Genomic DNA, 23688 nt, shown 5'->3' on the forward strand with positions numbered 1-23688 from the left:
AAGTCACTCAAAGTCCGGATGAATTACTCACTTAACGAGGGACCAAGCAAGGACCTTTGCGCGTACTTCAAGAACTCCACGCCCACAGTAGGAATAATCCGCTTGAGGAGAAAGAGATAAAGCGGCATTGGGGTCACACTTTCGCTCGTGTCTGGATCCCATCCAGCCTCATCGTAAAAGCAGCAAACAGCGCACCGGATAAGTGCAGCCAGAGCCGGGTTTTCTTTTTCAGAACAATCGAATAGCGTCCAAAGCTCAATCCTGTGCGGCCTCCGTAACTCGTCACTATTGTCGTGACCCAAGCCAACTATTGCCACCTGCAAATGCTCAGCAACACTATCCAGTTGCGCGGATGAAGCGGCCTCGTTGAAACGTCCCGCCAGAATGCAATTACGCAGAAATTCCGCATACATTTTCATCATTCGGGGAAAGGGAACGTTTTTTTCCATCAACTGATCTTCAATGGCATCGAGGAATTCCGCCTCATGTTCACTATATGGTTCTGTCATTTTTTTACTCCGTCACAGACGCCGAGCCGGCCCATAACAATGCTGCACGAGCGGCAGTACGGTAGGAGCTTTCCATCATTTCGTTCAGTCATCGATGTCGCCCCTTGAACGACGCTACGAAGCTCATCAGCATTAGCTACCTTATGAGCATCAGCAATTTTGCTGAGTGCATCTGGCTCACCACACCAAGCATGCGTCTCAGAGCGTTGGTCGACTTCAACGTCGTCGTACATTTGTTTAACGACAGGGTTTTGCGCCCCCTTTCCGCCAGCCCCGCCGCTGTACCCGACCGCAGGCTCGGAAAGCTTCCCTCCTTCAATGGTGGTCCGAGTACCTCGGTCATTTGGCGTGATCCCTTTCTTTCGAGCAAGGCCCAGAGGATCTATCCATATGACCGGGTTAGACGCAAACTGGTGAAGATTGAGGCCACCAATAAGACCAATGGGGTCTCTTGAGACAAACCGCCCCGCCTGCGGGTCGTAGTATCGGTATCGGTTGTAGTGCAGCCCCGTCTCTTCATCCCAATACTGCCCCTGGAACCGAATCGGATTCCTGAACCCCGCCCTCCTGCCAGCCTCGCTGATCGCCTCCCGCGCCTCGCCCCACGCCTTGTACTGCGCCGACCAGGCAATGCTTCCCTCGTGGTCCGTCAGCTCTTGCGGCGTACCCAGGTGATCGCACTGGTAGAACGCCATCTCCTTCCTGTCAAACGCACGCGGCACATGCCTCTGCTCGCCGTTCCACAAAGGATCCTGCTCGATGTCGTAGACGCCGCCGTTGGCCTCCATCAGTGCCTTCGCATCTGTCGTCTCGCTCAGTGCCATCGCACTTGCCCGGCGCACCTGCACCAGCGGCACGAACGAGTTCGCCTCGTGGACGTAATGCACGCTCCAGCCGTGCTCACCGCCCTCTTCAATCGCTGACTTGCTCTGCGTGCTCTCGAACGCGAGCACGTCGCCATCCCAGCCGAACAGGGTCGTGGCCTCCCCCGAGCTCTTGGACAGCCGGCGCCCTAGCGCGTCGTAGCTGAAGCTGGTGGTGATGCCGCTCTGATCGGTCGCTGCCGTCATGCGGTTGAAGCTGTCCCATGCGAAGACGGTCCGCCAGCCATTGCGCACGCGCTCGGTCATGTTGCCGCGCTCGTCGTAGCGATAGCTGGTGCCGGCGTAGTTCCTCAGCAGGTTGTCCAGCAACTTGTTGGCTGGATGCCTGAGCGGGTCGCCGGTCGGCGGAGCGTCGACGATGTTGCCTGCGGGATCGAAAGCGAAGATCTCATGTCCGACGCGGCTGTTGGCCTCGAGCAGGCGGCCCACCGGGTCGTAGCGATAGCTCAGGTTGCCGCGCCGGCTGTCGCCGATGCCCACCAGTTGGCCGGCTTTGTCGTAGCTGTAGCTACGCTGGATGCTCCCTCCCGCCGTGGCCTCGATGGCGCCGGGCCTGGTGCGCGAGATCTGCTGTTCGAGCAGCCGGCCTGCGGGGTCGTACTTCTGCCGCTGGCTCAGACCGTTGCCCTGTTCCCGCGCAACCTCGCGGTGCAGGTCATCGCGCTCGAAGCCGAGGATGTCCTGGCCGTCGAGCATCAGCCCGTGCACATGACCGGAGCCGTATGTCAGCCACTGGGTCACGTGGCCGTCGGGCCGCACGGTGGCGATGCGCTGGTTGAGTTCGTCGTAGCGGTGCTGCCAGACTGCCGTGCGCTTGCGCTCCAGGTAGTGGTGGTGTTCGCGCGTCAGGTTGCCGGCCGGGTCGTAGAACCACTGCAGGCGTGCGTCGCTGTTGGCGGCCTCGAGCAGGCGGCCGTTGCGGTCGTAGGCAAAGCGCTCCGACTGATCGCCGGCCCGGCGTTCGCTCAAACGGCCGAGCGGATCGAACTCGAGTTCGGTGCGGTGCCCCGCTTCGATCACCCCGGCGAGGACACCGGTGGTCTCCTCATGGATGTACTGCGTGGTCTTGCGGTCGAAGCCGGTTTCCTCGAGCAGGCGGCCCACCGGGTCATAGCGGAAGTCGTAGCGACTGCCGTTCTCGTTGTGCAGCTCGGTCAGGCGGCCCAGCAGGTCCCAGTAGTACTTGAGCGAGCGGCCTGCGGCGTCGGTGCGACCGGCGATCAGTCCGGCGCGCGTGTAGCTGTAGCGCGTGGCTCGTCCGAGCGCGTCTGTGTGCGTCAGCAGGCGGCCTTCGGCATCGTGTTCGAAATGCTCGCTCGTCTCGTCGGGCTGCACGATCTGTTCGAGCTGGCCGGCTGTGTAGCGATAGCCGGTGGTGTTGCCAGCGGCGTCGGTCGCCTTGGCAAGACGCCCCCGTTCGTCGTACTCCCAGCGGCTGGTCTTGGCAGAGCAGTCGGTGTAGCTGAGCAGTTGCCCCGATGGGGAATAGGCGAGCACCTTGACGCCGCCCTTCGCATCGGTGATCCGTACGGGCCTGCCGGCCTTGTCGTAGGCGTACTCGGTCTTGTGGCCGAGCGGATCGATCTCTTCCGTGAGATGGCCCTGTGCGTCGTAGTCACGCTTCCACACGCCGCCTTCGGCATCGAGGATGCCCGTGAGGCGATGCAGCTTGTCGTATTCGAAATACACACGGCTGCCGTCGGCACGCGTGTGCGTCTGCAGGTTGCCGTCTTCGTCGTACGTGTAATCGTCGGTGCTGCCGTCGGTGTGCACGTGGCGCGTTATGTTCTTCGCGTCGTCGCGGAAGAACCATTCCTGCAGCTTGTCTGGGTGAATGATGCGGTAGGTGTAGCCCTGGATGTCGTAGTAGTGCCAGGTTTCGCCGCCCAGCGCGTCGGTCACGTAGGTCAGGCGGATGTTCTTGTCCCACTCCAGCGTAAGCGCGAAGCTGCCGTCGTCGGACCACTCGCGCACGGCCTTGGCGTCTGCGCCGGTGCCGTCGTATTCGAGGTTCATGCCTCGGCCGGTGCGGTCGGTGTAGCGGGTCACGAGATGGTGCGCGTAGGTATAGCTCCAGTTCGCGCCGTCTTCATCTTGCGCGGCGACGAGGTCACCTTCTGCGTCGTGCGTGTAGGCGGCCAGTTGACGAATGACCTGGCCGTCCTTCAGCTCCCACAGCGACTTGATCAAGCCGGTCTGCGCATCGGGCTGGGTGCCCACGTGCGCCATGACGGCTTCACCCTGCTTGCTGATGATGTCGCTCAGCACGCGTTCGCCGGTCGAGACGATCACGTGGTCGTAGCGAAGGCCGACGGACATGCCGTCTTTCGCCTGCTGCGCGACGAGTCGGAAGTGCGGCTGCTTGCTGTCGACGAGCTCGTAGATCTCCCGCCATTCACCATGCTCGCCCGCAGGCAGTGGCTTGCCGAAGTCAAGTGCCAACAGGCTCTCGTTCAGCCGCGAGATGCTGACCTCTTCGATGGCATCGAAATACGTCTGCCCCACCTCCAGCAGCGGGTAGGCATGGCTACGCCCGTCGGCCGCGTGATACACCAAGCTCGCCTGCCCTTGGCGTGCGCCGCGCACTGGCGTGGCAACGTCCACCCGCATGCTGTAAGGCGTGATCCACCGGGCACCCAGGCTGCCGCGGTCAAAGGCATCGAGGTCGCTGGCATAGGTGCGCGCCCACTCGATCGCAAGCGGCGCGGCGAGCACGAAATCGGTGTGCGTGAAGCTCTCGTTGCCGGTAGCGAGGCTGATCGAGGCGCCCTTGCGTGCCGGCGCGGGGCAGTTCTTGCAGCCCGAAGTTCCCTGCGCCGGTGCCTGCTTGCTGATGTGTCCAAGCGGCGTGCCCGGGTTGTCCTTCTCTGCCTTGGCGCCCGCCTGCGGCGGCACGATGGCCGCGCGCTTCCCCTTCTTGCGCAGCAGTGCATCCCGCAACTTGTGCAGCAGCCACATGATGCTGGCCTGAGCCTCCTTGTTGGCCAGCGCCGACAGCTGGCTGCGAAGCAGGCGCTTGAAGTCCAGCATCTGCGTGATCACGCCGTTGACCTTGCCGGCAACGCCCGCGGGCAGCTGGCTGGCGGCTGTCTTGGCGACATAGTTTGCCGACTGCTTGGTGTAGCGCACGGCCGTGCCCCACATGCGGCTCCAGGTACTCTGCGTCTTCGGATCGTGCACGCGCGTTTCCGTCGCGCCGGGCTTCGCGACGTCGAACAAATCCTTCTGGCCCAGCACGCGCCGCAGGATGTCCACCAGGTTGTCGATGATCTTGTCGGCAAGGTCGGCGCAGCTCTTGAGAATGCCGTCGAGCTTGTCGATGGCACCATCGATGAACTTGTCGAGTTCGCCCATGATGGTGGCGTTCAGGTGCCCCACCAGCGTCGTGACGATGGCTTCGCCCAGGTTCGAGGCGGCCGCCTTCAGCTCCTGCTTCACCAGATGCAGCGTGGGCCGAAGGCTCATGCGCGCGGCCGCCATGCTCGGCGGCAACGGGATCAGCCCGATCAGGTTGATGCCCAGGCTGACCCAGGTCAGGAATGCCTCGACCCCGTCCTTGGCCTTCTTCTCGACGATGTTGATGATGTCCAGGAACACATCCACCAGCGCCATGATGTTGCCGATGATCGGGATGCTGCCAAGCACCATCGTGAGGCGCTCCAGCGTCACGTAGCCGCCGCTGAACGAGCGCAGCCAGTCGTCCACCGCCTTGCTTGCGGCGGCGATGTCTTCCTTGACGATGGTGTTCAGCGGCGCTACCGCCGTCTGGGGTTCTCTCTCAGTTGGTTTCTGGCCTTGTTGTTGCGGGCCTTCGTTTCCTGCCATCTTCCCTCCCTGCCTCGAACTGGTACGTTGCCTTTGCTGCGGATGCGGGCTTCAGGGCCGAATCACGCAGTCCTTCATCGTGAGAAACGCCGAGCCCATCGCAAAGCCAACCTCGCAGCTCGCAGTGAACTTCGCACCGCTGCGCATCTCGCCCATCTTCTGGTTCTGTGCGTCGTCCGCCGGGGTCAAGCGCGCCAGTTCCTGATTGCCGCGCACATCGGCGGCGCGGATCATCGACGTGCCGCCGAAGGAATCAGACGCTTCGACGACCACCGCCGGGAACTGCACACGCTTGCCGTACTCCGGCATGCCGAGCGCGCGGCGGCCCTGCTTCTCGTAACTCTGGTGCAGCTTGGTCAGCGTGGTTTTCGTTTCCGCTTGCGCCAAGCACAGAGAGACGGCGCCCAGGAGGGCAGTGGCGATAAAGACGGTCTTGATGTTTTTCATGAACATGGAATCGATGAAGTGATGGCGTTGCCCGTCAGGGCTCAATTGATGTTCGCGCCCTGAAACTCGAGTTGCTCGAAGGTGCTGCCCGTGAAGTCCACGCTGCGCCCCTGCAGTCCCTGCGCATGCACCACGGTGCCGCCGCAGTTCAGCACCCCGACGTCGTTCCAGTGGCCGCCCGCGAAGCTGATGTCGTCCCACTGACATTGCGTGAAGGTGCTGGTACTGATGCTGCCGCCATCGAAGTTGGCGCGCGTGAAGCTGCAGTTGATGAAAGTGCAGCCGGTGATCGAAATGCCGCCGAAGTCGCACTGCGTGAAGCTACAGCCCGTGAACTGGCAGGCGCTCCAGCCCGCCTGCTTGAAGCTGGTGGCGGTGAAACTGGTGCCGGTGAAGGTCGTTGCGGCGAACTGGGCGAGCCCCAGGTCGAGCCCTGCATAAGCGAAGCTGTCGGCCTGGCCCACGAGCCCGGCGGGGGCACCGCCTGCGCCTTTGCGCCACATGTCGTGGGCGAGGATGATGACTTGAGAAGACATGTCGAATCCTTGGATGACGCCGTCGACTCAACGCGAGAGCTGCTTCCGGAGGATCCGGCCAGCGCGCTTCTCGATCAGCAGGCTGGGTTCGGGCAGGCCCGGCAAGGCGCCCCGATGGCCTTGCGGCTTGCCCTTCGCCACCCACGACGCGCTGTAGTCGTCGGATTCTTCGGCCAGGACGAGCTTGTAGTTTGCGAGCTGCAGGCCTGAAGACCTTGCATCTTCACAGGCTGCCGCAATCGCCTGCGCCGCCAGACCATCAACTTCGATGGTTTCGTTCATTCTCATTCTTCCTCCCTCTGCAAAATTGAAAGCACCGAGTCCAGGCAGGCGCAACGTCTTTCGAGCCAGACCCGGTGCCGGGCGTCACTACCGGCTTCCTTGCTCCCGGAGTATTTCGCCCGTGGTCTTGGAGGCGATGTACGTGATCGACCGCCCCAGCTTGCTGGCGTTGCCGAGCCCCTTCTGCCCCGGAGGCAGCTTGGCCGTGAATGCAATGCCGATGGTGTTGACTCCGTTCTCGTCTTCGCCGTTTTCCTTTTTCCTCTCGGCGATGTGAACGTTGAAGTTGTTCAGGTCCTGCCCGGTCTTCTCGAACAGCTTGTACGCGTTGCCCAATGCAACGACCACAGGTGTATTGAGCAGCAGCTGATCCGGCGACTCGACTTCGAAGATCGGTGCGGCAGAGGCATTGAAGTTCATGAAAATTCCCAACGCAATGATCAGGCCCTTAAAGCCTGTAGGTTTGATTCGCCTTCGGGTTGTAGCCCTTGTAGCCGTCGCTTGGCGTGCCGACGTAGCCTCGGTAGTCCGGATGATCATGTTGCATTCCCGCTTTGGCGGCGTCCTTGTCTTCGGGAGAGAAGTCGTTGCTTCCGTAGTAGTCCTTGGCCCGCGTTGTGCGATTCCCGTATTGATCCGAGTGATCCCCATGGGTGTGCCAGTAGCCCACTTCCTGGGCGCACTTCGGAATGCTCTTGGCCGTAGGGCCCCAGGGGTTGACGGTGTCCTTCTCGCCCCTGGTCGCCTTGGTGAAGTCGTATTTGCCATCCGGCGTCTTGTAGACCAGGCCGCCGTACTCCACGTTGTCTCGAATGGACTTGTCGTTGTAACGCATCATCGCCGCCTTGGCCGCGCCGTCCGCCGTGGCGAAACGACCTCCCTTGGCTGTCTTGCATTTGACAGGCGCAGCTTGCAAGCCCAACGGGTCGACCCACGCCACGGGATTGGGCACGTATGCATGGGTGTTAAGACCGCCGCCCAAGCCCAACGGATCGCTGCTGATGAATCTGCCAGCCTGCGGATCGTAGTAACGATGCCTGTTGTAGTGCAGCCCGGTCTCATCGTCCAGATACTGCCCCTGGAAACGGATCGGGTTGGCAAAGCCAGCTCTTCTTCCCGCTTCGCTGATGACCTCTCTTGCCTCGCCCCATGCCTTGTACTGCGCAGACCAGGCAACCTGGCCTTCATGATCCGTCAGCTCCTGGGGCGTGCCGAGGTGATCGCACTGGTAGAAAGCAATCTCCTCCTTCGCGAAGGCACCCGGCCTCGGCAGTTGCTCGCCGTTCCACAGCGGGTCCTGCTCGATGTCGTACTCCCCGCCATTGGCATCCATCAGCGTTTTCACGTCCGTGGTCGAGCTCAGCGCGACGGCTCGCGCTTGCCTGATCTGCACCAGCGGCACGAACGAGTCCGGCTCGTGGATGTAGTGGACGCTCCAGCCCCGTCCCTGCCGCTCGCGCTCGCCGGCCATGCTCTGCGTGCTCTCGAAGGCCAGCGTGTCGCCGTCCCAGCCGAACAGCGTCATGGCTTCGCGTGAGCGCTTGGCGATGCGTCGCCCCACAGGGTCATAGCTGAAGATGGTGGAGCCCTCTTCGCTTGTGGCCGCGGTCATGCGGTTGAAGCCGTTCCACTCGAAGACCGTTTTCTTCCCGTTCCTGACGCGCTCGATCAGGTTGCCGCGCTTGTCGTAGCGGTAGGTGGTGCCCGCGTATTCCTTCAGCAGGTTGTCCAACAGCTTGCTGACTGCGCGCAGGCCTTGCGGCGCATCGCCACGTGCGGCGTCGGCGATGTTGCCGGCCGGGTCGAATGCAAAGGTCTCGCGGCCCAGGCGGCTGCTGGCTTCGAGCAGGCGGCCCACGGGGTCATACCTGTAGTTCAGATTGCCGCGCCGGCTGTCCCCGATGGCGGTCAGCTGACCGGCCTTGTCGTAGCCATAGCTCCGGCGAAGGCTCAGTGCGCCAACGGTGTCCGGCTTCGCATGCGATATCTGCTGCTCCAGCAACCTGCCGGCAGGGTCGTACCTCAGCCGCTGGCTCAGGCCATTGCCCTGCGTTCGACCGATCTCCCGATGAAGATCGTCGCGTTCGAAGCCCAGGATGTCCTGTCCATCAACAAGCAAGCCATGCACGTGGCCCGAACCGTAGGTCAGCCATTGCGTGACATGGCCGTCGGGGCGAATGGTCGCAATGCGCTGGTTGAGCTCGTCGTAGCGGTGCTGCCAGACTGCCGTCTGCGCACTGGCCAGATGGTGCTGGTGCTCGCGCGTCAGGTTCCCGGCGGGATCGTAGAACCACTGCAACTTTGCGTCGGAATTGACTGCTTCGATCAACATGCCGTTGAGATCGAAGGCAAAGGTCTCGACCTGCCCCTCGCCCGCATTGCGCTCGACGAGGCGCCCCATCGGATCGAAACGAAACCCTGTCGTGTGCGCCTGCGCCTCGACGACTTGCACCAGCGCGCCGGTGGATTCCTCGTAGAGGTACTGCCTGCGTTGCCTGTCGAAGCCGGTTTCCTCCAGCAGTCTTCCCGCCGGGTCGTAGCTGAAGTTGTAGCGGCTGCCGTTTTCGTTGCGCAGTTCGGTCAGGCGCCCCAGCAGATCCCAGTGATATTGCAGCGTCTGGCCCGCGGCATCGGTGCGTCCGGCCACGAGCCCGGCGCGGTTGTAGCTATAGCGAGTACGACGACCCAACGCATCGGTGTGAGCGAGCAAGCGACCTTCGGCGTCATGCGTGAAGTGCTCGCGGGTCTGGTCGGGCAGAGAGACTTCTTCGAGTTGCCCCGGATGATTGCCATCGCTCCTTGAAGCAGCTTCGCCTTCCGGGGTGTAGCGATATCGGGTGGCCTGCCCTGCCGCATCGATGGTTTTGGTCAGCCGCCCGCGACTGTCGTACTCCCACCGGCTGGTCTTTCCCGAGCAGTCGGTGTAGCTGGCTAACTGGCCAGCAGGTGTGTACGTCAGCTGTTTCGAACCGCCCTTGGCATCGGTGATGCACGCCGGCCGGCCGGCCTTGTCGTAGGCGTACTCGGTCTTGTGACCCAACGGGTCGATCTCTTCGGTGAGATGACCCTGTGCGTCGTAGTCGCGCTTCCAGATGCTGCCTTCGGCATCACGCAAGCCCGTCAGGCGATTCAGCCGGTCGTATTCGAAATGAACACGGCTGCCATCGGCCCGTGTGTGCATTTGCAGGTTGCCGACGACGTCGTAGGTGTAGTCGTCGGTGCTGCCGTCTGTGTGTACATGACGGGTGACGTTCTTGGCGTCATCGCGGAAGAACCATTCCTGCAGCTTGTCGGGATAGATGATGCGGTAGGTGTAACCCAGGATGTCGTAGTAGAACCATGTCTCGCCGCCCAAGGCATCGGTCACGTAGGTCAGGCGGATGTTCTTGTCCCACTCGAACTTCAGTGCAAAGCTGCCATCGTCGGACCACTCGCGCACCGCCTTGGCATCGGCGCCGGTGCCGTTGTATTCGAGGTTCATGCCGCGGCCGGTGCGATCGGTGTAGCGGGTCACGAGGTGATGGCTGTAGCTGTAGCTCCAGCTGGCGCCGTTCTCGTCCTTCGCGGACACGAGATCGCGTTCTGCATCGTGCGTGTAGGCGGCAAGCTGGCGCACGACCTGGCCGTCCTTCAACTCCCACAGAGACTTGATCAGGCCCGTGCGCGCATCGGGCTGCGTGCCCACGTGCGCCATGATGGCTTCGCCTTGCCTGCTGATGATGTCGCTCAGCACCTGCTCGCCCGTGTCCGAGATCACATGGTCATAGCGCAGGCCGATGGAGGCGCCGTCCCTGGCTTGCAGCGTCACAAGCCGATAGTGCGACCGGCCTTCCACAAGCTCGTAGATCTCACGCCAGTTGCCCTGCTCGCCCAAAGGCAGTGGCTTGCCGAAGTCCAGCGTCAGCAACGACTCGCTCAGACGCGAGACGGTCACCTCTTCGATGGGATCGCGATAGACCTGACCCACGGCCAGCAAGGGGTAGGCGTGGCTGCGGCCGTCGGCTGCGTGATAGACCAGACTCGGTTGGCCCTTGCGCTCGCCCCTGGCTGGCGTCATCAGGTCCACGCGCGTGCTGTAGGGCGTGAGCCAGCGCGCGCCCAGGATGCCGCGGTCGTAGGCATCGAGCTGGCTGCGGTAGGTGCGCGCCCATTCGATCGGCAACGGCGCAGCGAGCACGAAGTCTGTCTGGGTGAAGCTCTCGCAGCCAGTGACGAGGCTGATCGACTTGCCGAGCGCGACAGGCGCCGGGCAATTCTTGCAGCCTGCGTCTTTCTGGCCTTCCGCCTGCCTGCCGATGTGCCCGAGCTGGTCGCCCGGCTTGTCCTTCTGGGCCACCGCGCCGGCATTCGGCGAAACAATCGCGCCGCGCTGCCCCTTCTTGCGCTGGATGGCGGCCAGCAGCTTGTGCAGCAGCCACATGATGCTGGCCTGCGCCTCCTTGTCGGCCAGGCGCACGAGCTGGTTTCGAAAGTTCTTCTTGAAGTCCAGCAGGCTCCCGATCACGCCATTGACCTGCCCCGCCACGCTCTCGGGCAAGCGGTTGGCAGCAACCTTGGCGGCGTAGTTGGCCGACTGCTTCGTGTACTTGACGGCGCTGCCCCACAACCGGTTCCACGTGCTCTGAGTCTTCGGGTCGTGCACGCTGGTTTCCGCCACGACGGGCGTACTGACCGTGAACATGTCCTTCTGGCCCAGCACCCGCTGCAGGATGTCGACCAGGTTGTCCACGATGCTGTCGCCCAGCTTTGCGCAGCCTTGCAACATGTCTCCAAGCTTGGCGATGGCGCCATCGATGAAGACCTCCAGCTCGCCGACGATGGTCGCATTCAGGTGTCCTACCAGCGTGGTGACGATGGCTTCGCCCAGGTTCGAGGCGGCTGCCTTCAGCTCCTGCCTCACCAGATGAAGCGTGGGGCGCAGGCTCATGCGCGCGGCCGCCATGTTCATCGGCAACGGGATCAACCCGATCAGGTTGATGCCCAGGCTGACCCAGTTCAGGAATGCGTCGATCCCGTCCTTGGCCTTCTTCTCGACGATGTTGATGATGTCCAGGAACACATCCACCAACGCCATGATGTTGCCGACGATCGGGATGCTCCCCAGCACCATTGTCAACCGCTCCAGCGTGACGTAGCCGCCGCTGAACGAACGCAGCCAGTCGTCCACCGCCTTGCTCGCGGCGGCGATGTCTTCCGTAACGATGGTGTTCAGTGGCGCAACCGCCGTCTGGGGTTCGCGCTCCGTCGCCTGCGGCGTCGGCGCTGCTTCCGGTCCTGCCATTTTTTCTTGTTCTCTTCGAGCTTGTGCGTTGGGTTGGTGGAGCGCGGCGCGCCGCGGCGGGTCAGCCCATGAAGCCGGGTGTTCGACCTGTCGGTGCGGGGTTGGCGGCAGCTGTTGCAATGCCCGGCTTCATGCCACCCGAAGCCATGCCGCTCATCACACCGGTGATCGGCGCACCCATCGGCCCTAGCTTGGCGCCGGCCGCCTGGATCGCCATGCCGGTTGCTGCCTGGCTCGCCTGGCCGAGCAGCGCCTTGGCGCCCCCTTGCTGGATGGCCTGCGCTGCACCCACAGCCTGCTGCGCGACACCGGCCGCCTGGGTTACCTGGCCCAGCGTGCTCGCGGCCTTGCTGCCCATGCCCGCGACACCGGCGAGCGCGCCCGCGGCGCCGCCTGCCGAACCGGCCATGCCCGCAAAGCCGCTGGTCAAGCCCGAAAGCCCCGATACAGCGCCGCCAGCCCCCTCGGCGCCTGCGCCCGTTGCACCCTTTGCCTTCCAGTCCTTGGGCGTGCCGAAGTAGCTCCCCTCCTCCCACGGGTCGCGGGGGTCCTTGCCGAATGTGACCTTGGCGGTGCCGATGGGCAGGCCCGAGACGGTCGCGAACCCGTTGCGGTCGAAGTTGCCGGCGTGCGTGCCGCCTTCCGAATCGACCACGGTGAAGTCGCCCTGCGCCACGCCCTGGCGCTTTTCGCCAGTCGGCTTGATGTACTGGTGGTACAGGTCGAGCTGCCCCTTCGGCACCTGCGGCGGATTGGGCAGCGCAGGCTTGCCCTCGTTGGCGGGCCCGACGAGGCTGTGTACCGATGCATGCTCGCGCCAGATGCCGGAAGTGCCGTGCTCGATCCCACCCGAACTCCAGCGGCTGTAGCTCGAGCCGCCGTTGATCACCACCTCTTCCTTTGCGTGGATGGTGATCTTGTTGGCGGTCTGCGTGATGTTGAGCTTGGCCAGCACGTTGACGCTGTCCTTCAGCGCCTTGATGTCGATGTCGGCACCGGCCGCCACGAGCCGCATGCCGGCCTTGGAGGCGAACATGCGGATCGCGCTCTGCACGCTCACCAGCAGGCTCTTGCCCGCGCTCACGCTCGTATGGCCACCGCTGGTGAGCGCGCTGTGCTCGTTGCTCACGATGTGGGTCGAGCCCTGCGCCACGGTTTGCAGGCCCTTGGCGCTGGCCAATGTCAGGTGCGATTCCTGGAACTCCGGGAAGTCGCCCTGCTCGCGATTGCCGCCCTGTCCCTTGATGGCATCGTTCTGCTCCTTGAGGCTCGTAGTGACCTCGTCCTGGTCGCCGGCCTCGTGGGCCTGCGCACCTTGCGCCACTTCGCTCAGGCCTTCGTGCAGATCGCGCGCCTGAGTGAGACGGCCCACCGTCTCGCTCATGTCGGTGATGTGCGCCTGCGCGTTCGCGCGCGCTTCGGTGGTGACCAGCAGCCCCTTGCCCGCACGCATCACCCCATGCCCGTCGGTACGCAACTCGAAGCCCTGCCCCCGGGCATCCTTGCGCCCCGCCGTGTCCTCGATGCGCCCGATGTGCCCCACGCTCAGTTGGCTGGCCTGGTGGTCACTGCGCAGCTGCGCCTGGATCTTGCCCTGCGTGTCGTCCAGCACGATATGGTTGCTGCGCCCACCACCCAACTCGCGGCTCCTGATGCCCGACAGGTGCTTCTGCTCGGGCAGCTGCCACGCCGGCATGGTGTCGGCGTTGTGCACGCAGCCGGTGACGATCGGGTAGTCGGGGTCGCCGTTCAGAAAGTCGACGATCACCTCCATGCCGATGCGCGGCACGGAGGTCATGCCGAAGGTGGCGCCCGCCCACGCGGTGGACACGCGCACCCAGCAGCTGGAGTGTTCGTTCTCCTGCCCGATGCGGTCCCACTGGAACTGCACCTTGATGCGTCCGTACTGGTCGGTCCAGATCTGCTCGCCCTGCGGGCCCACCACCATGGCCGTTTGCGGGCCACGGGTGCGCGGCTTGGCTGTGGTGCGCTGCGGGCGCCAGGCGTAGCTGGTGGGCTGCGCGTCGAAGGCGAAGCGCTGCACGGAGCCGTCTGTGCCTTCTGCACCCTCGCTGGCCTGCAGGTTCTCCTGCAGGTGGTAGCTCACGCCCACGAGCAGGTACTGCTGGTTCTGGTCGGCCTTGGGGTGGCCGGTCAGGCGCAGGGTGTGGCCAGTGGCGAGTTCGCGCAGGTTGGAGCGGCCGGTGACGCGGCTGCGCTGGCTCAGCTGTTCTTCGTTGCGGATGCGCGCGTAGGTCTCGCCGTCGCCGTGCTGCACGAAGCCGCCGGGCCATTCGTACTGTTCGTAGGCGTCGTGGTCGTGCCCGGGCGGCATCTGGCGCAGGTGCGACAGTTCGGCCTTGGGCTTCTGGAAGTCGTAGTCGTCGTTGTAGTGGTGGCCCGAGCGCACTTCTTCCGCGATCTCCCACGCATAGATGCGCTCGCGCTGGCCCATGCCGGACTTCTCCAGCGGGTGGTAGCGCACTTCTTCCCCGCCAGGCAGCGGGCTGTGCGAGTGGGCGATGTCATCGGCGAACACGAGCACGTGCTGCGACGCTTCGTGCCTGAAGTGGTAGTAGATGCCTTCGAGCTCGCACAGGCGCGAGATGAAGTCGAAGTCGCTCTCGTGGTACTGCACGCAGTAGTCCCACTGCCGGTAGTCGCCGCGCGTGAGCTTCTTCTCGATGGGGTAGCCGTAGCTGCCGAGCACTTCCATCACGATGTCGGGCACGCTCTTGCCCTGGAAGATGCGAAAGTCGCTGCGCCGCGTGGCCAGCCACAGCCAGGGGCGCAGGCGCATCCGGTAGAAGGAGTGCCGCGCATCCTCCTGCTCCAGCCCGAAGCGGGTGGCGATGCCGCCCAGGTAGCGCACGCCGCCTTCGGTTTCCACCGACACGGTGGTGGCCTTGCCCAGCAGGGTCTTGGGGTCGATGTTGTTGCTGTTGCCCAGCAGCTCGACGTCGAAGGCGTACAGCTGGCTCAGCGCTTCGCGGCCTACCAGCTGGCGGAATTGCAACGCTTCGCCTGCGGGCGTCTGGATCGTTACTCGGCGTGTCATTGCAACGCCCCGTCAGTCCTGTAGCCCCAATTAATTAATAAAGACTTAGAAAATAAGAATATTGTTTTAGCAATGAGCCTCATGCCCACCTCCCGCTGCACATTTTGACAATTATTTTAAATGTTGATTTATCGTAAGAATCGATGCGAAAAATAGATGGCCAATTAAATCAGCATAAAGTTCACCCCCTGCCACTGCCAGTGCAGGAAGTCACGCGGAGGGGCAATGCGTGATGAATTACTGGTCCGAATCAATTGCCATGCCGGAGAAGGCTCGACCCGTGACGAGTGAGCACTGGTCGGAAGACTGAAAAGCGAGCCCGAATTGCGCTATTTCTGGTGCTCGCCTTTGGCTATGCGGTGACAAGGCCGCTGCCGGGCTAGGGCTTTGGCGGCAAGCACGCGTCAGGGCGCGTATCGCTGGCCAACCTCGATGAATACGACTACCCGAACATCGGGCGGTCGTTGCGCAAACTGGCTTCGGACCCGCGAAGACAGCAGCGAAGGCGGGAAAGGCCGGCAAGAAGCAGTAAGCCGGCCTTTCCGTGCCAAGGGGGCTCAGGCCGGCTTGCGTGCCGTGAGCCACTGCGCCGGCGTCAATGCCGCCGCCACCACGCGTACCTCGCCGATGTTGCCGAAGAAGCCGTCAGCGCGCGCACCGTCCCACGAGCCACCGCCCACCACCCAGGGCGACGTGGCCGAGAGCGTGGCCAACCCAGGGATGGCCGCCGCGTTGCGCAGCACGGGCGCGCCTTCGACGTACATCGTGGTGTCGTGCGACACCGGGTCGTTGACGATCGCGACGTGCACCCAGCGATCGGCGATGACCTCGCCCGACCAGTTGGCCTTCGGCTCGCGAGTACCAGCCGGGCTCGGCACCACTTCCCACTGCACTTCGCGCAGGCTCGAAATGGCGAACAGCATGGGCGGTGATTCCGGGTCGCCGCCCGAATAGCCCGCGAGGTCACCGCGACGGCCGTCGCGCGTCATGATGTTCATCCACGCTTGGTTGCTGCTGGTCCAGCTCTTGTCGATCTTGATGAAGGCTTCGATGGTGTAGCCGCTTTCCAGCGTCTGCGCGTTGATCGGCGCAGTCGTGTCGGTGAGGAAATAGCTCAGACGCGGCGTGTTCTTATTGGTGTTCAGGAAGCGCACCGAACCAGGTGCGGCGGAAAGGTAGTGGCGGTCATCCGTCCACACGATGTCGCCGTCGGCAGCATCTACCACGCCACCCTGATTCAGTGCGTCGCGATGCAGCGGGTTGTTGCCCGTGACGTCAGCTACCACAGTGCCCGGCAGCACCGGCTGGTTGACCGTGCCGCCAAAGAAGCGCCAGTGCGCCAGCGTGTTCGCGACCTTGGGGTAGTCGTCCGAGTTAGCCGCAGGCCGCTGCTCGATCGTGGCCGGGTCCTTGTAGTTGGCCAGGATCATCGCGCGGGCCTTGTCCACCAGCGAGCTCTCGATGGTGGCGCTGCCGGTGCCGAAGCTCTTGTTGAAGCCCGCAAAGCGCTGCGCGAAATCCATGTCGATGACAAAGGCCTCGTTGGGCGTGGTGAGCACGGCCTGGTCGAAGCTGTTGAGCGTGGCGGCCGGCTTCTGCGGCACCCACGGCGAGAACGACAGCACCTTGATCTTCTTGTTGGTCAGGTCGAACTCGTAGAGGCGCATCAGGCCGTTGCCGCCCTGGTAGGCCATCTGGTAGTCAACCACCATCTCCTCTACCTTGCGGCCGAAGTCGTTGGTCTTCGTGAGATGCGCGGCGCCATGGTGATGGCCGTTGAGCGTCATGAAGATCTGGTCGTTGTCGCGGATCAGCTTCTCCCAGAGCATCTTGCCGTAGTCGGTCTCGAGCGGGCTGGTGCCGTCGGGCGCGATGTTGAGCAACTGGTGGTTCACCAGGATGACGGGCAACGTCGGGTTCTTCGCAATCACCTGGCGGGCCCAGGCGATGCCTGCGTCAGAAATGCGCCATGACAGCGACAGCACCATGAACTTCTGGCCTTGCGCCTCGAACACGTGGTACTCGTGGAAGCCGCTGGCATCGCGCGCGCCGAAGGTGGCCTGCTGCTTCGCACGCTCCGCGCCGAACCACTGGATGTAGGGCTCGTTGGCGGGAGTACGGCTGGCATCGGTGCCGCCGACGGGGTCGATGCTGTAGTCGATATCTTTCAGCACGTCATGGTTGCCGGCGAGCACGCTGTAGGGCAGCTTCGCGTCTTCGAGCACCTTCATCGCGGCATCGGCCACCTTCCACTGATCGGGCTTGCCGACCTGGTCGACCACGTCGCCAAGGTGGATGGTGAAGGGAATGTTCAGCGCCTTGGCATTGGCGGCGATCCACTTCGTCTGGGCAGCGAAGGGTGCGCTGCCGAAGCGCTTGTCATATTGGTCGCTCTCGGCGGCAGTGGCATAGCGTGCATAGAACTGCGTGTCGGGCATCACGGCGAGCGCGAAGCTTGAGATCTTGGCTGCGACGGCCGGCGGAGCGGGCGGCGGCGCCGATGCCGGGGCGGGTGCAGGCGCCGGCAGCGGGCCCAAGGCGGGTGAACCGCCGCTACCACCGCCGCAGGCCGCGAGCAAGGCGCTGCTGCCGCCAACGGTCAGCAGCGATGCGCCGAGCTTGAGCACCTGGCGGCGCGGCGGCGTGTTGTTGTTCTGTTCGGAATCATTCGATTCGGCAGGCGAAGCAATGCGCGGCGTGCGGGCGCCGCGCGGGTCGTCGGAAACGGACATGGAAAAGGAGGAGAAATTGCGAAGCTCGCAGCGTAGAAAGCTGCGGTGACATGCGCATGCAAGGCCCATGACACATTGTTTCCCCGTCAGGCCCTACTTCTTACTGGCCGCGCGCTCCATCCGATCCAGCCTCACCACACGCCACGCACAAAGGCTGCCAAGCACAGCCAGCAGCGCCGCCGCCGTGAACATCGTGCGATAGCCGAAAGCCTGCGCGACCGCACCGCCAAGCAACACGCCCAGCACGCCGCCAAAGCCATAGCCGATCACCGTGAACAGCGCCTGCCCCCGCCCGCGCAGATGGCCGGGGAAGCGGCGCGATACCACTGCGATGCAGGTCGTGTGGTGCGCCGCGAAGCTCAGCGCATGCAACCACTGCGCCACGATGAGCGCCGCAATCCAGCCGCCCAACCCTGCTGTCAGCCCCAGCCGGGCGACGGCCGCGATGCCGCACACCAGCATCCAGCGCGGCATCGGCATCAGGCCGATGAGCCGGCCCTGCAAGAAGAACCACACGATTTCCGCCACCACCGACAGCGCCCACAGCAGGCCGATGGTGCTCTTGCCGTAGCCGATCGAATCGAGGTACAGCGAGAAGAAGGCGTACACCGAGAAGTGCGACATCACCTGGAAGAACAGCGCCGCGAAGAACCACCGCACCGCCGGATTGCGAAGCACCGGCCCGATGGGCTCCTTCACTGCGTCGTGCGCCGCGGGTGGCTCGCGCACGTCGGGCAGCTTCATGGTCGCGATCAGCACGATGGCCAGCGTGCCCGCGGCCCAGGCCGGAAAGTGCTTCATGCCGAAGCGCTCGAACCACTCGCCCGCCACGAACACCGTGAGCAGAAAACCGGCCGATCCGCACAGCCGGATGCGCCCATAGCGCCCCCAGTCGCCGGCCACCAGTTGCGCCATCGCGGCCTCGGTGAGCGACATCATCGAGCTGGTGTGGGTGAACATCACGAGCAGCACCAACGCGAGCCACCACGCGCCGCCGTGCCACCACAGCCCGAAGGAGCTGAGCAGCGCCACCGCCGCGCTGAAGCGCAGCAGCTTGACGCGCTGCCCCGTGTGGTCGCTGAGCGCGCCCCAGGCATAGGGCGCGAACACCCGCGTGATCGACTGCACCGAAGCCAGCAGGCTGATGGTGAAGATCGGCAGCCCCAAATCTTTGAGCCACAGGGGAAGGTACGGGTTGAAGAACCCGATGTGCGCGAAATAGCTGGCCGACAGACCAGCGAATGCCAGCATGTGGCCGCGCGCGGCGGCCACTGGTGGCGGGGCGGACACTACAGGAAGGACGCCTGCGGCGACGCGGCCTCGGTCTTGCCGGCTTGCGTTTGCACGTCGCCGCACTGCGCGCGGTTGCGCAGCACGTGCTCCATGACCACCAGCGCCAGCATGGCTTCAGCGATGGGCGTCGCGCGAATGCCGACGCACGGGTCGTGACGGCCCTTGGTGACGACTTCGACGGGGTTGTTGTTGATGTCGATGGACTGGCGCGGGCTGATGATCGAGCTGGTGGGCTTGATCGCGATGCTCACCTCGAGGTCTTGCCCCGAGCTGATGCCGCCGAGGATGCCGCCGGCGTTGTTCGTGACGAAGCCGGTGGGCGTGATCGAGTCGCCGTGCGTAGTGCCGCGCTGAGTGACGCTGTCCCAGCCGGCGCCGATCTCGACCGCCTTCACCGCGTTGATGCCCATCATCGCGTAGGCGATCTCGGCATCGAGCTTGTCGAACAGCGGCTCACCGAGGCCAACGGGCACGCTGGTGGCGGTGACCCGGATGCGCGCGCCGCACGAATCGCCGGCCTTGCGCAGGCGGTCCATGTAGTTTTCCAGCGCGCTCACGTCGGCGATGGGGGCGAAGAATGGGTTGTTGGGCACGTGCTCCCAGCTCTCGAACGGAATGGCGATTTCGCCGATCTGCGTCATGCAGCCGCGAAACACCATGCCATGCTTCTCGGCCAGCCACTTCTTGGCGACCGCGCCGGCCGCGACCATGGGTGCGGTCAGCCGTGCCGAGGAGCGCCCGCCGCCGCGCGGGTCGCGAATGCCGTATTTCTTCCAGTAGGTGAAGTCGGCGTGGCCGGGGCGGAACTGCTGGGCGATCTGCCCGTAGTCCTTGCTGCGCTGGTCGGTGTTCTGGATCAGCAGCGCGATGGGGGTGCCGGTGGTCTTGCCCTCGTACACGCCCGACAGGATCTGCACCGCGTCGGGCTCGTTGCGCTGGGTGACGTGGCGGCTGGTGCCGGGGCGCCGGCGATCGAGGTCGCCCTGGATGTCGGCCTCGCTGAGTTCCATGCCCGGGGGGCAGCCGTCGATGACGCAGCCGATGGCCGGGCCATGCGACTCGCCGAAATTGGTGACCGCGAAGAGTGTTCCGAAGGTGTTGCCGCTCATGGCGGGGATTATCCCTACAAAGCGGCCGCCCCTCAGTCGGTCGTGTTTTCCAGGCGCTTGGTCAGCGCGCCCACCTGCAGCTCGATGGAGAACAGCCGTTCGTTCAGCACCGCAGTCTGGAGCCGGATCGCCTCGATGATGGCCTTGGTCTGCGGGTCGGGGGCGTTTTCGCAGAGTTCGGCCAGGTCATGCAGCTTCTTGCGCAGTTCGTTGCTCATGGAAGGCTCCGGTGATCGCGTCGTGGAAGCCCCAGTATGGGGTTTCGTCAACGCTCCGGCAATGCGGCGGCACCCGGGGTTTCGAGTGCTACCGCCGCCCCACGCAGCCGGACCGCCACCAGCCCGCCCACGAACAGCAATACCGCCGCGCAGATGCCGGCCGTGAGGCGCAGGCCATGCAGCAAGGCCTCGCGGCCCGCGTCGAGCAGTTCGGCGCCCGCGCTCCCGCCAAGCTGCCCGGCCAGCACGACCGCGCCACCCAGCGTGCTGCGGGCGGCTTCCACCTCGGCCGGGCCCGCAAGGCCCATCGGCACGGCATCGGCCATGGTGTTGCGGTAGATGGCCGCGCCGATGCTGCCGAGGATCGCGATGCCCAGCGCGCCGCCGAATTCCGAGCTGGTTTCGGAGATCGCCGAGGCCACGCCCGCGCGCTCCGGTGGCGCACTGCCCACCACCAGGTCGGTCGCCAGCGTGAACACCGGCGCCAACCCGAGCGAGGAGATGACCGCGCTGCTCACCATCCAGGCCAGCCCGTCCTGCGCGGGCAACACGGCCAGCATGCCGAAACCCAGCGCCGCCACCGCCAGCCCGCCGCCCATCACGAAGGCCGGTCGCATGCGCCGCACCAGTGCCGGCACGACCATCGAGCCGACGATGAAGGCGCCCGCGCCCGGCATGCTCCACAGGCCCGCATGCAACGGCGACAGGCCGAGCACCAGCTGCAGGTACTGGGCGTTGTACAGAAAGATGCCGAACATCACGAAGCAGGCCAGCATGTAGGAGCCGAGCGAAACGCTGAAGGCCGGCAGGCTGAACAGGCGCAGGTCGATCATCGGGTCGGCCAGCCGCTTCTGCCGGCGCACGAACAGCGCTCCGAGCACCAGCCCGAGCACGATCGACAGCACCGGCATCGCATGCATGCCGTGCTCCGCGATCTGCTTGACACCGTAGATCACCGGCAGCACCGCGCCCAGCGACAACGCCACGCTGGCCAGGTCGAGCCGGGCCGCGTCGGGGTCGCGGTACTCGGGCAGCAGCAAGGGTCCGAGCAGCAGCAGCAGCACCATCACCGGCACGCCGATCAGGAACACCGAGCCCCACGGAAAGAACTGCAGCAGCACGCCGCCCAGCACCGGGCCGATGACGGCGCCCGCCGAGTAGCTCGAGATCCACACGCCGATGGCCACGGTGCGCTGCCCCGGGTCGAGAAACATGTTGCGGATCAGCGAGAGCGTGGATGGCGCCAGCGTCGCGCCCGCCACGCCGAGCAGCGCCCGGGTGGCGATGAGCATGTTGGCGCTGGTCGAGAACGCCGCCAGCACAGAGGCGATGCCGAACGCCCCCGCGCCGATCAGCAGCAGCAGCCGCCGGCCGATGCGGTCGCCCAGCGTGCCCATGGTGACCAGCAGGCCGGCCACGAAGAAGCCGTAGATGTCGACGATCCACAGCAACTGCGAGGCCGTGGGCTTGAGGTCTTCGCTGATCGACGGGATCGCGAGGTTCAGCACCGTGAGGTCCATCGAATAGAGCATGCATGGCAGCGCGATGACCGCCAGGCCGATCCATTCGCGCATCGTGGCGCGGGCCGGGGCTGGTGTGTTCTTCATTCTTTCAGGCAGCGAGGCTTAGCCAGCCCTCCAGCTTGACGAGCGCTCCGCTCCAGCCGTGGTTGTGGGCATCGCGCGCGGCTTCGTCGAAGAACTGCTCGTGCAGCAGCACCAGCTCGCAGCCCTCGGCATCGGGCTCGATGCGAACGGTAACGCGCGACTCGCGCTCGGGCGTGCTGCGCCAGGCCCAGCTGAAGACCAGTTTTCGGTTCGGAACCACTTCGAGATACGTGCCGCTCACGTCGTGCGTCTCGCCGTCGTTGGCCAGCATGGCCACGCGGAAGCGGCCGCCCACGCGCAGGTCGACCTCGGCGATCGGCACCGAGACGATCTCCTCGGGCCCGAACCAGAGCCTCAGCGCTTGCGGGTCGGTCCACGCGCGCCAGACTTTGTCGGGCGAGACGCGGTAGTGCCGCCTGAGGGTGAGCGAGGGGCGCTCTGCGTCGCCGGTGGAAGGGTTCGCCATTCGGTCTCCTCCTGGTGATAGAGAAAGCGCGCCAGTGCATCGAGGCGCCCGGTCCAGAACTTCTCGTAGCGGGACAACCACACGGCGGCCTCCTGCATGGGCCGGGGCGACAGCTCGCAACGCACGATGCGGCCCTCTTTCGTGCGAGAGATCAGGCCCGCGTCTTCGAGCACGCGCAGGTGCTTCATGAAGCCGGTGAGGGACATGTCGTGCGGCCCGGCCAGCTCGGTCACGCTGAGGCTGCGCTCGCCCAGGGCTTCGAGCACGGCGCGCCGTGTGGAATCGGAGAGCGCGGCGAAGACTGCGTCGAGGGCGTCGGTGTCCGGATGAGCGGCTGAGTGAACCATGCGGTTGAGTATCTGGAAGGCCTGCAGGCCCGTCAAGCGGCGCTTCCCAAAAGCCCCTTCGTGCGACCATTCATCCTGAATCATCGACAGGCAAAGGCCCCTCCAATGACCGAACTGCGCCAACCATATCCCCCGATCGAACCGTACGAAAGCGGCATGCTCGACGTGGGCGACGGCCACCAGATCTACTACGAGCGCGCGGGCACGCCCGGCGCCAAGCCCGCAGTGTTCCTGCATGGCGGCCCTGGCGGCGGCATCTCGCCCGAACACCGGCGGCTGTTCGACCCGGCACGCTACGACCTGATGCTGTTCGACCAGCGCGGCTGCGGCCGCTCGCTGCCGCACGCCGGCCTGGAGGCCAACACCACATGGCATCTGGTCGCCGACATCGAGCGCCTGCGCGAGCGCGCGGGCGTCGACAAGTGGCTGGTGTTCGGCGGCTCGTGGGGTTCGACGCTCGCCCTCGCCTACGCCCAGAAGCATCCCGAACGCGTAAGCGAACTGGTGCTGCGCGGCATCTACACCGTGACCCGGGCAGAACTCCGGTGGTACTACCAGTTCGGCGTGTCGGAGATGTTCCCCGACAAGTGGGAGAAGTTCCAGGCTCCCATTCCCGAGGCCGAGCGCGGCGACATGATCGCCGCCTACCGCAAGCGACTCACTGGCGACGACCCGGTGGCACGCATCGAGGCGGCGCGCGCCTGGAGCGTGTGGGAGGCCGAGACCATCACCCTGCTGCCGAGCCCGGCGATTGCCGAAGCGCATGGCGAAGATCATTTCGCGCTGGCCTTCGCACGGCTGGAAAACCACTACTTCGTGCACGACGCCTGGCTCGAAGAGGGCCAGTTGCTGCGCGACGCGCACCGGCTGCACGGCATTCCCGGGGTGATCGTGCACGGCCGCTACGACATGCCCTGCCCCGCGCGCTACGCATGGGCGCTGCACAAGGCCTGGCCCGAGGCCGAGTTCCATCTGATCGAGGGCGCAGGGCATGCCTACTCGGAGCCCGGCATCCTCGACCGGCTGCTGCGCGCGACCGACGGTTTTGCCAGCCGCTGAATCGCGCGCAGCCGCTACGGCCCAGGAACGCTTTA

At 64.7% G+C, this 23688-nt stretch carries 16 protein-coding genes; 1 reads left to right on the forward strand and 15 read right to left on the reverse strand.

Annotation, left to right across the window (positions count from 1 at the left end; all coding sequences use genetic code 11):
- Positions 1-23: 23 nt before the first annotated feature.
- The 15 genes from BLW48_RS31295 to BLW48_RS31365 form a co-directional block, all read right to left on the reverse strand.
- A complete protein-coding gene (locus BLW48_RS31295) occupies positions 24-509 on the reverse strand; it encodes a hypothetical protein (protein ID WP_093179504.1) in 486 nt (161 codons plus the stop codon).
- Positions 506-5218, reverse strand: coding sequence for an RHS repeat-associated core domain-containing protein (locus BLW48_RS31300; RefSeq protein ID WP_093179506.1), 4713 nt, complete (start codon positions 5216-5218; stop codon positions 506-508). Before BLW48_RS31300 ends, BLW48_RS31295 begins: the two co-directional genes overlap by 4 nt.
- 51 nt (positions 5219-5269) lie before the next feature.
- On the reverse strand, positions 5270-5665 hold the full coding sequence (locus BLW48_RS31305) for a hypothetical protein (RefSeq protein WP_143047843.1): 396 nt from the start codon (positions 5663-5665) through the stop codon (positions 5270-5272).
- Positions 5666-5706: 41 nt separating this feature from the next.
- Complete coding sequence (locus tag BLW48_RS31310; RefSeq protein WP_093179507.1) at positions 5707-6201, reverse strand: pentapeptide repeat-containing protein; 495 nt, start codon at positions 6199-6201, stop codon at positions 5707-5709.
- Positions 6202-6228: 27 nt separating this feature from the next.
- On the reverse strand, positions 6229-6483 hold the full coding sequence (locus BLW48_RS31315; RefSeq protein ID WP_093050584.1) for a hypothetical protein: 255 nt from the start codon (positions 6481-6483) through the stop codon (positions 6229-6231).
- A gap of 87 nt (positions 6484-6570) precedes the next feature.
- Complete coding sequence (locus tag BLW48_RS31320) at positions 6571-6903, reverse strand: hypothetical protein (RefSeq protein WP_093050587.1); 333 nt, start codon at positions 6901-6903, stop codon at positions 6571-6573.
- Positions 6904-6931: 28 nt separating this feature from the next.
- On the reverse strand, positions 6932-11764 hold the full coding sequence (locus BLW48_RS31325) for an RHS repeat-associated core domain-containing protein (protein WP_093179509.1): 4833 nt from the start codon (positions 11762-11764) through the stop codon (positions 6932-6934).
- A gap of 61 nt (positions 11765-11825) precedes the next feature.
- Complete coding sequence (locus BLW48_RS31330) at positions 11826-14822, reverse strand: type VI secretion system Vgr family protein (RefSeq protein WP_093179510.1); 2997 nt, start codon at positions 14820-14822, stop codon at positions 11826-11828.
- Positions 14823-15379: 557 nt separating this feature from the next.
- Complete coding sequence (locus tag BLW48_RS31335; RefSeq protein WP_093179512.1) at positions 15380-17554, reverse strand: LamG-like jellyroll fold domain-containing protein; 2175 nt, start codon at positions 17552-17554, stop codon at positions 15380-15382.
- A 93-nt stretch (positions 17555-17647) separates the two neighbouring features.
- Positions 17648-18844 carry an MFS transporter gene (locus BLW48_RS31340; protein WP_256328851.1) on the reverse strand — a complete coding sequence of 399 codons (1197 nt, stop codon included), beginning with the start codon at positions 18842-18844 and terminating at the stop codon, positions 17648-17650.
- The gene (aroC, locus tag BLW48_RS31345; RefSeq protein WP_093050598.1) at positions 18844-19956 is read right to left on the reverse strand and encodes a chorismate synthase; all 1113 of its coding nucleotides are present in this window, start codon (positions 19954-19956) and stop codon (positions 18844-18846) included. The genes BLW48_RS31340 and aroC overlap by 1 nt, the downstream gene beginning before the upstream one ends.
- 32 nt (positions 19957-19988) lie before the next feature.
- Entirely contained in the window at positions 19989-20174 is a 186-nt protein-coding gene (locus BLW48_RS31350) for a hypothetical protein (protein WP_093050601.1), read from the reverse strand.
- Between the two features lie 47 nt (positions 20175-20221).
- Positions 20222-21793: an MFS transporter gene (locus BLW48_RS31355; RefSeq protein ID WP_371127581.1), complete on the reverse strand. Its 1572-nt coding sequence runs from the start codon at positions 21791-21793 to the stop codon at positions 20222-20224.
- Positions 21786-22247: an SRPBCC family protein gene (locus BLW48_RS31360; RefSeq protein ID WP_093179515.1), complete on the reverse strand. Its 462-nt coding sequence runs from the start codon at positions 22245-22247 to the stop codon at positions 21786-21788. Before BLW48_RS31360 ends, BLW48_RS31355 begins: the two co-directional genes overlap by 8 nt.
- A complete protein-coding gene (locus BLW48_RS31365; protein WP_093179562.1) occupies positions 22136-22594 on the reverse strand; it encodes an ArsR/SmtB family transcription factor in 459 nt (152 codons plus the stop codon). Before BLW48_RS31365 ends, BLW48_RS31360 begins: the two co-directional genes overlap by 112 nt.
- A gap of 105 nt (positions 22595-22699) precedes the next feature.
- Here BLW48_RS31365 and pip point away from each other — a divergent pair, with 105 nt between their 5' ends.
- Complete coding sequence (gene pip / locus BLW48_RS31370) at positions 22700-23653, forward strand: prolyl aminopeptidase (protein ID WP_093179516.1); 954 nt, start codon at positions 22700-22702, stop codon at positions 23651-23653.
- Positions 23654-23688: the final 35 nt, after the last annotated feature.

This window comes from Variovorax sp. YR266 (assembly GCF_900107295.1).
Lineage (GTDB): Bacteria > Pseudomonadota > Gammaproteobacteria > Burkholderiales > Burkholderiaceae_C > Variovorax.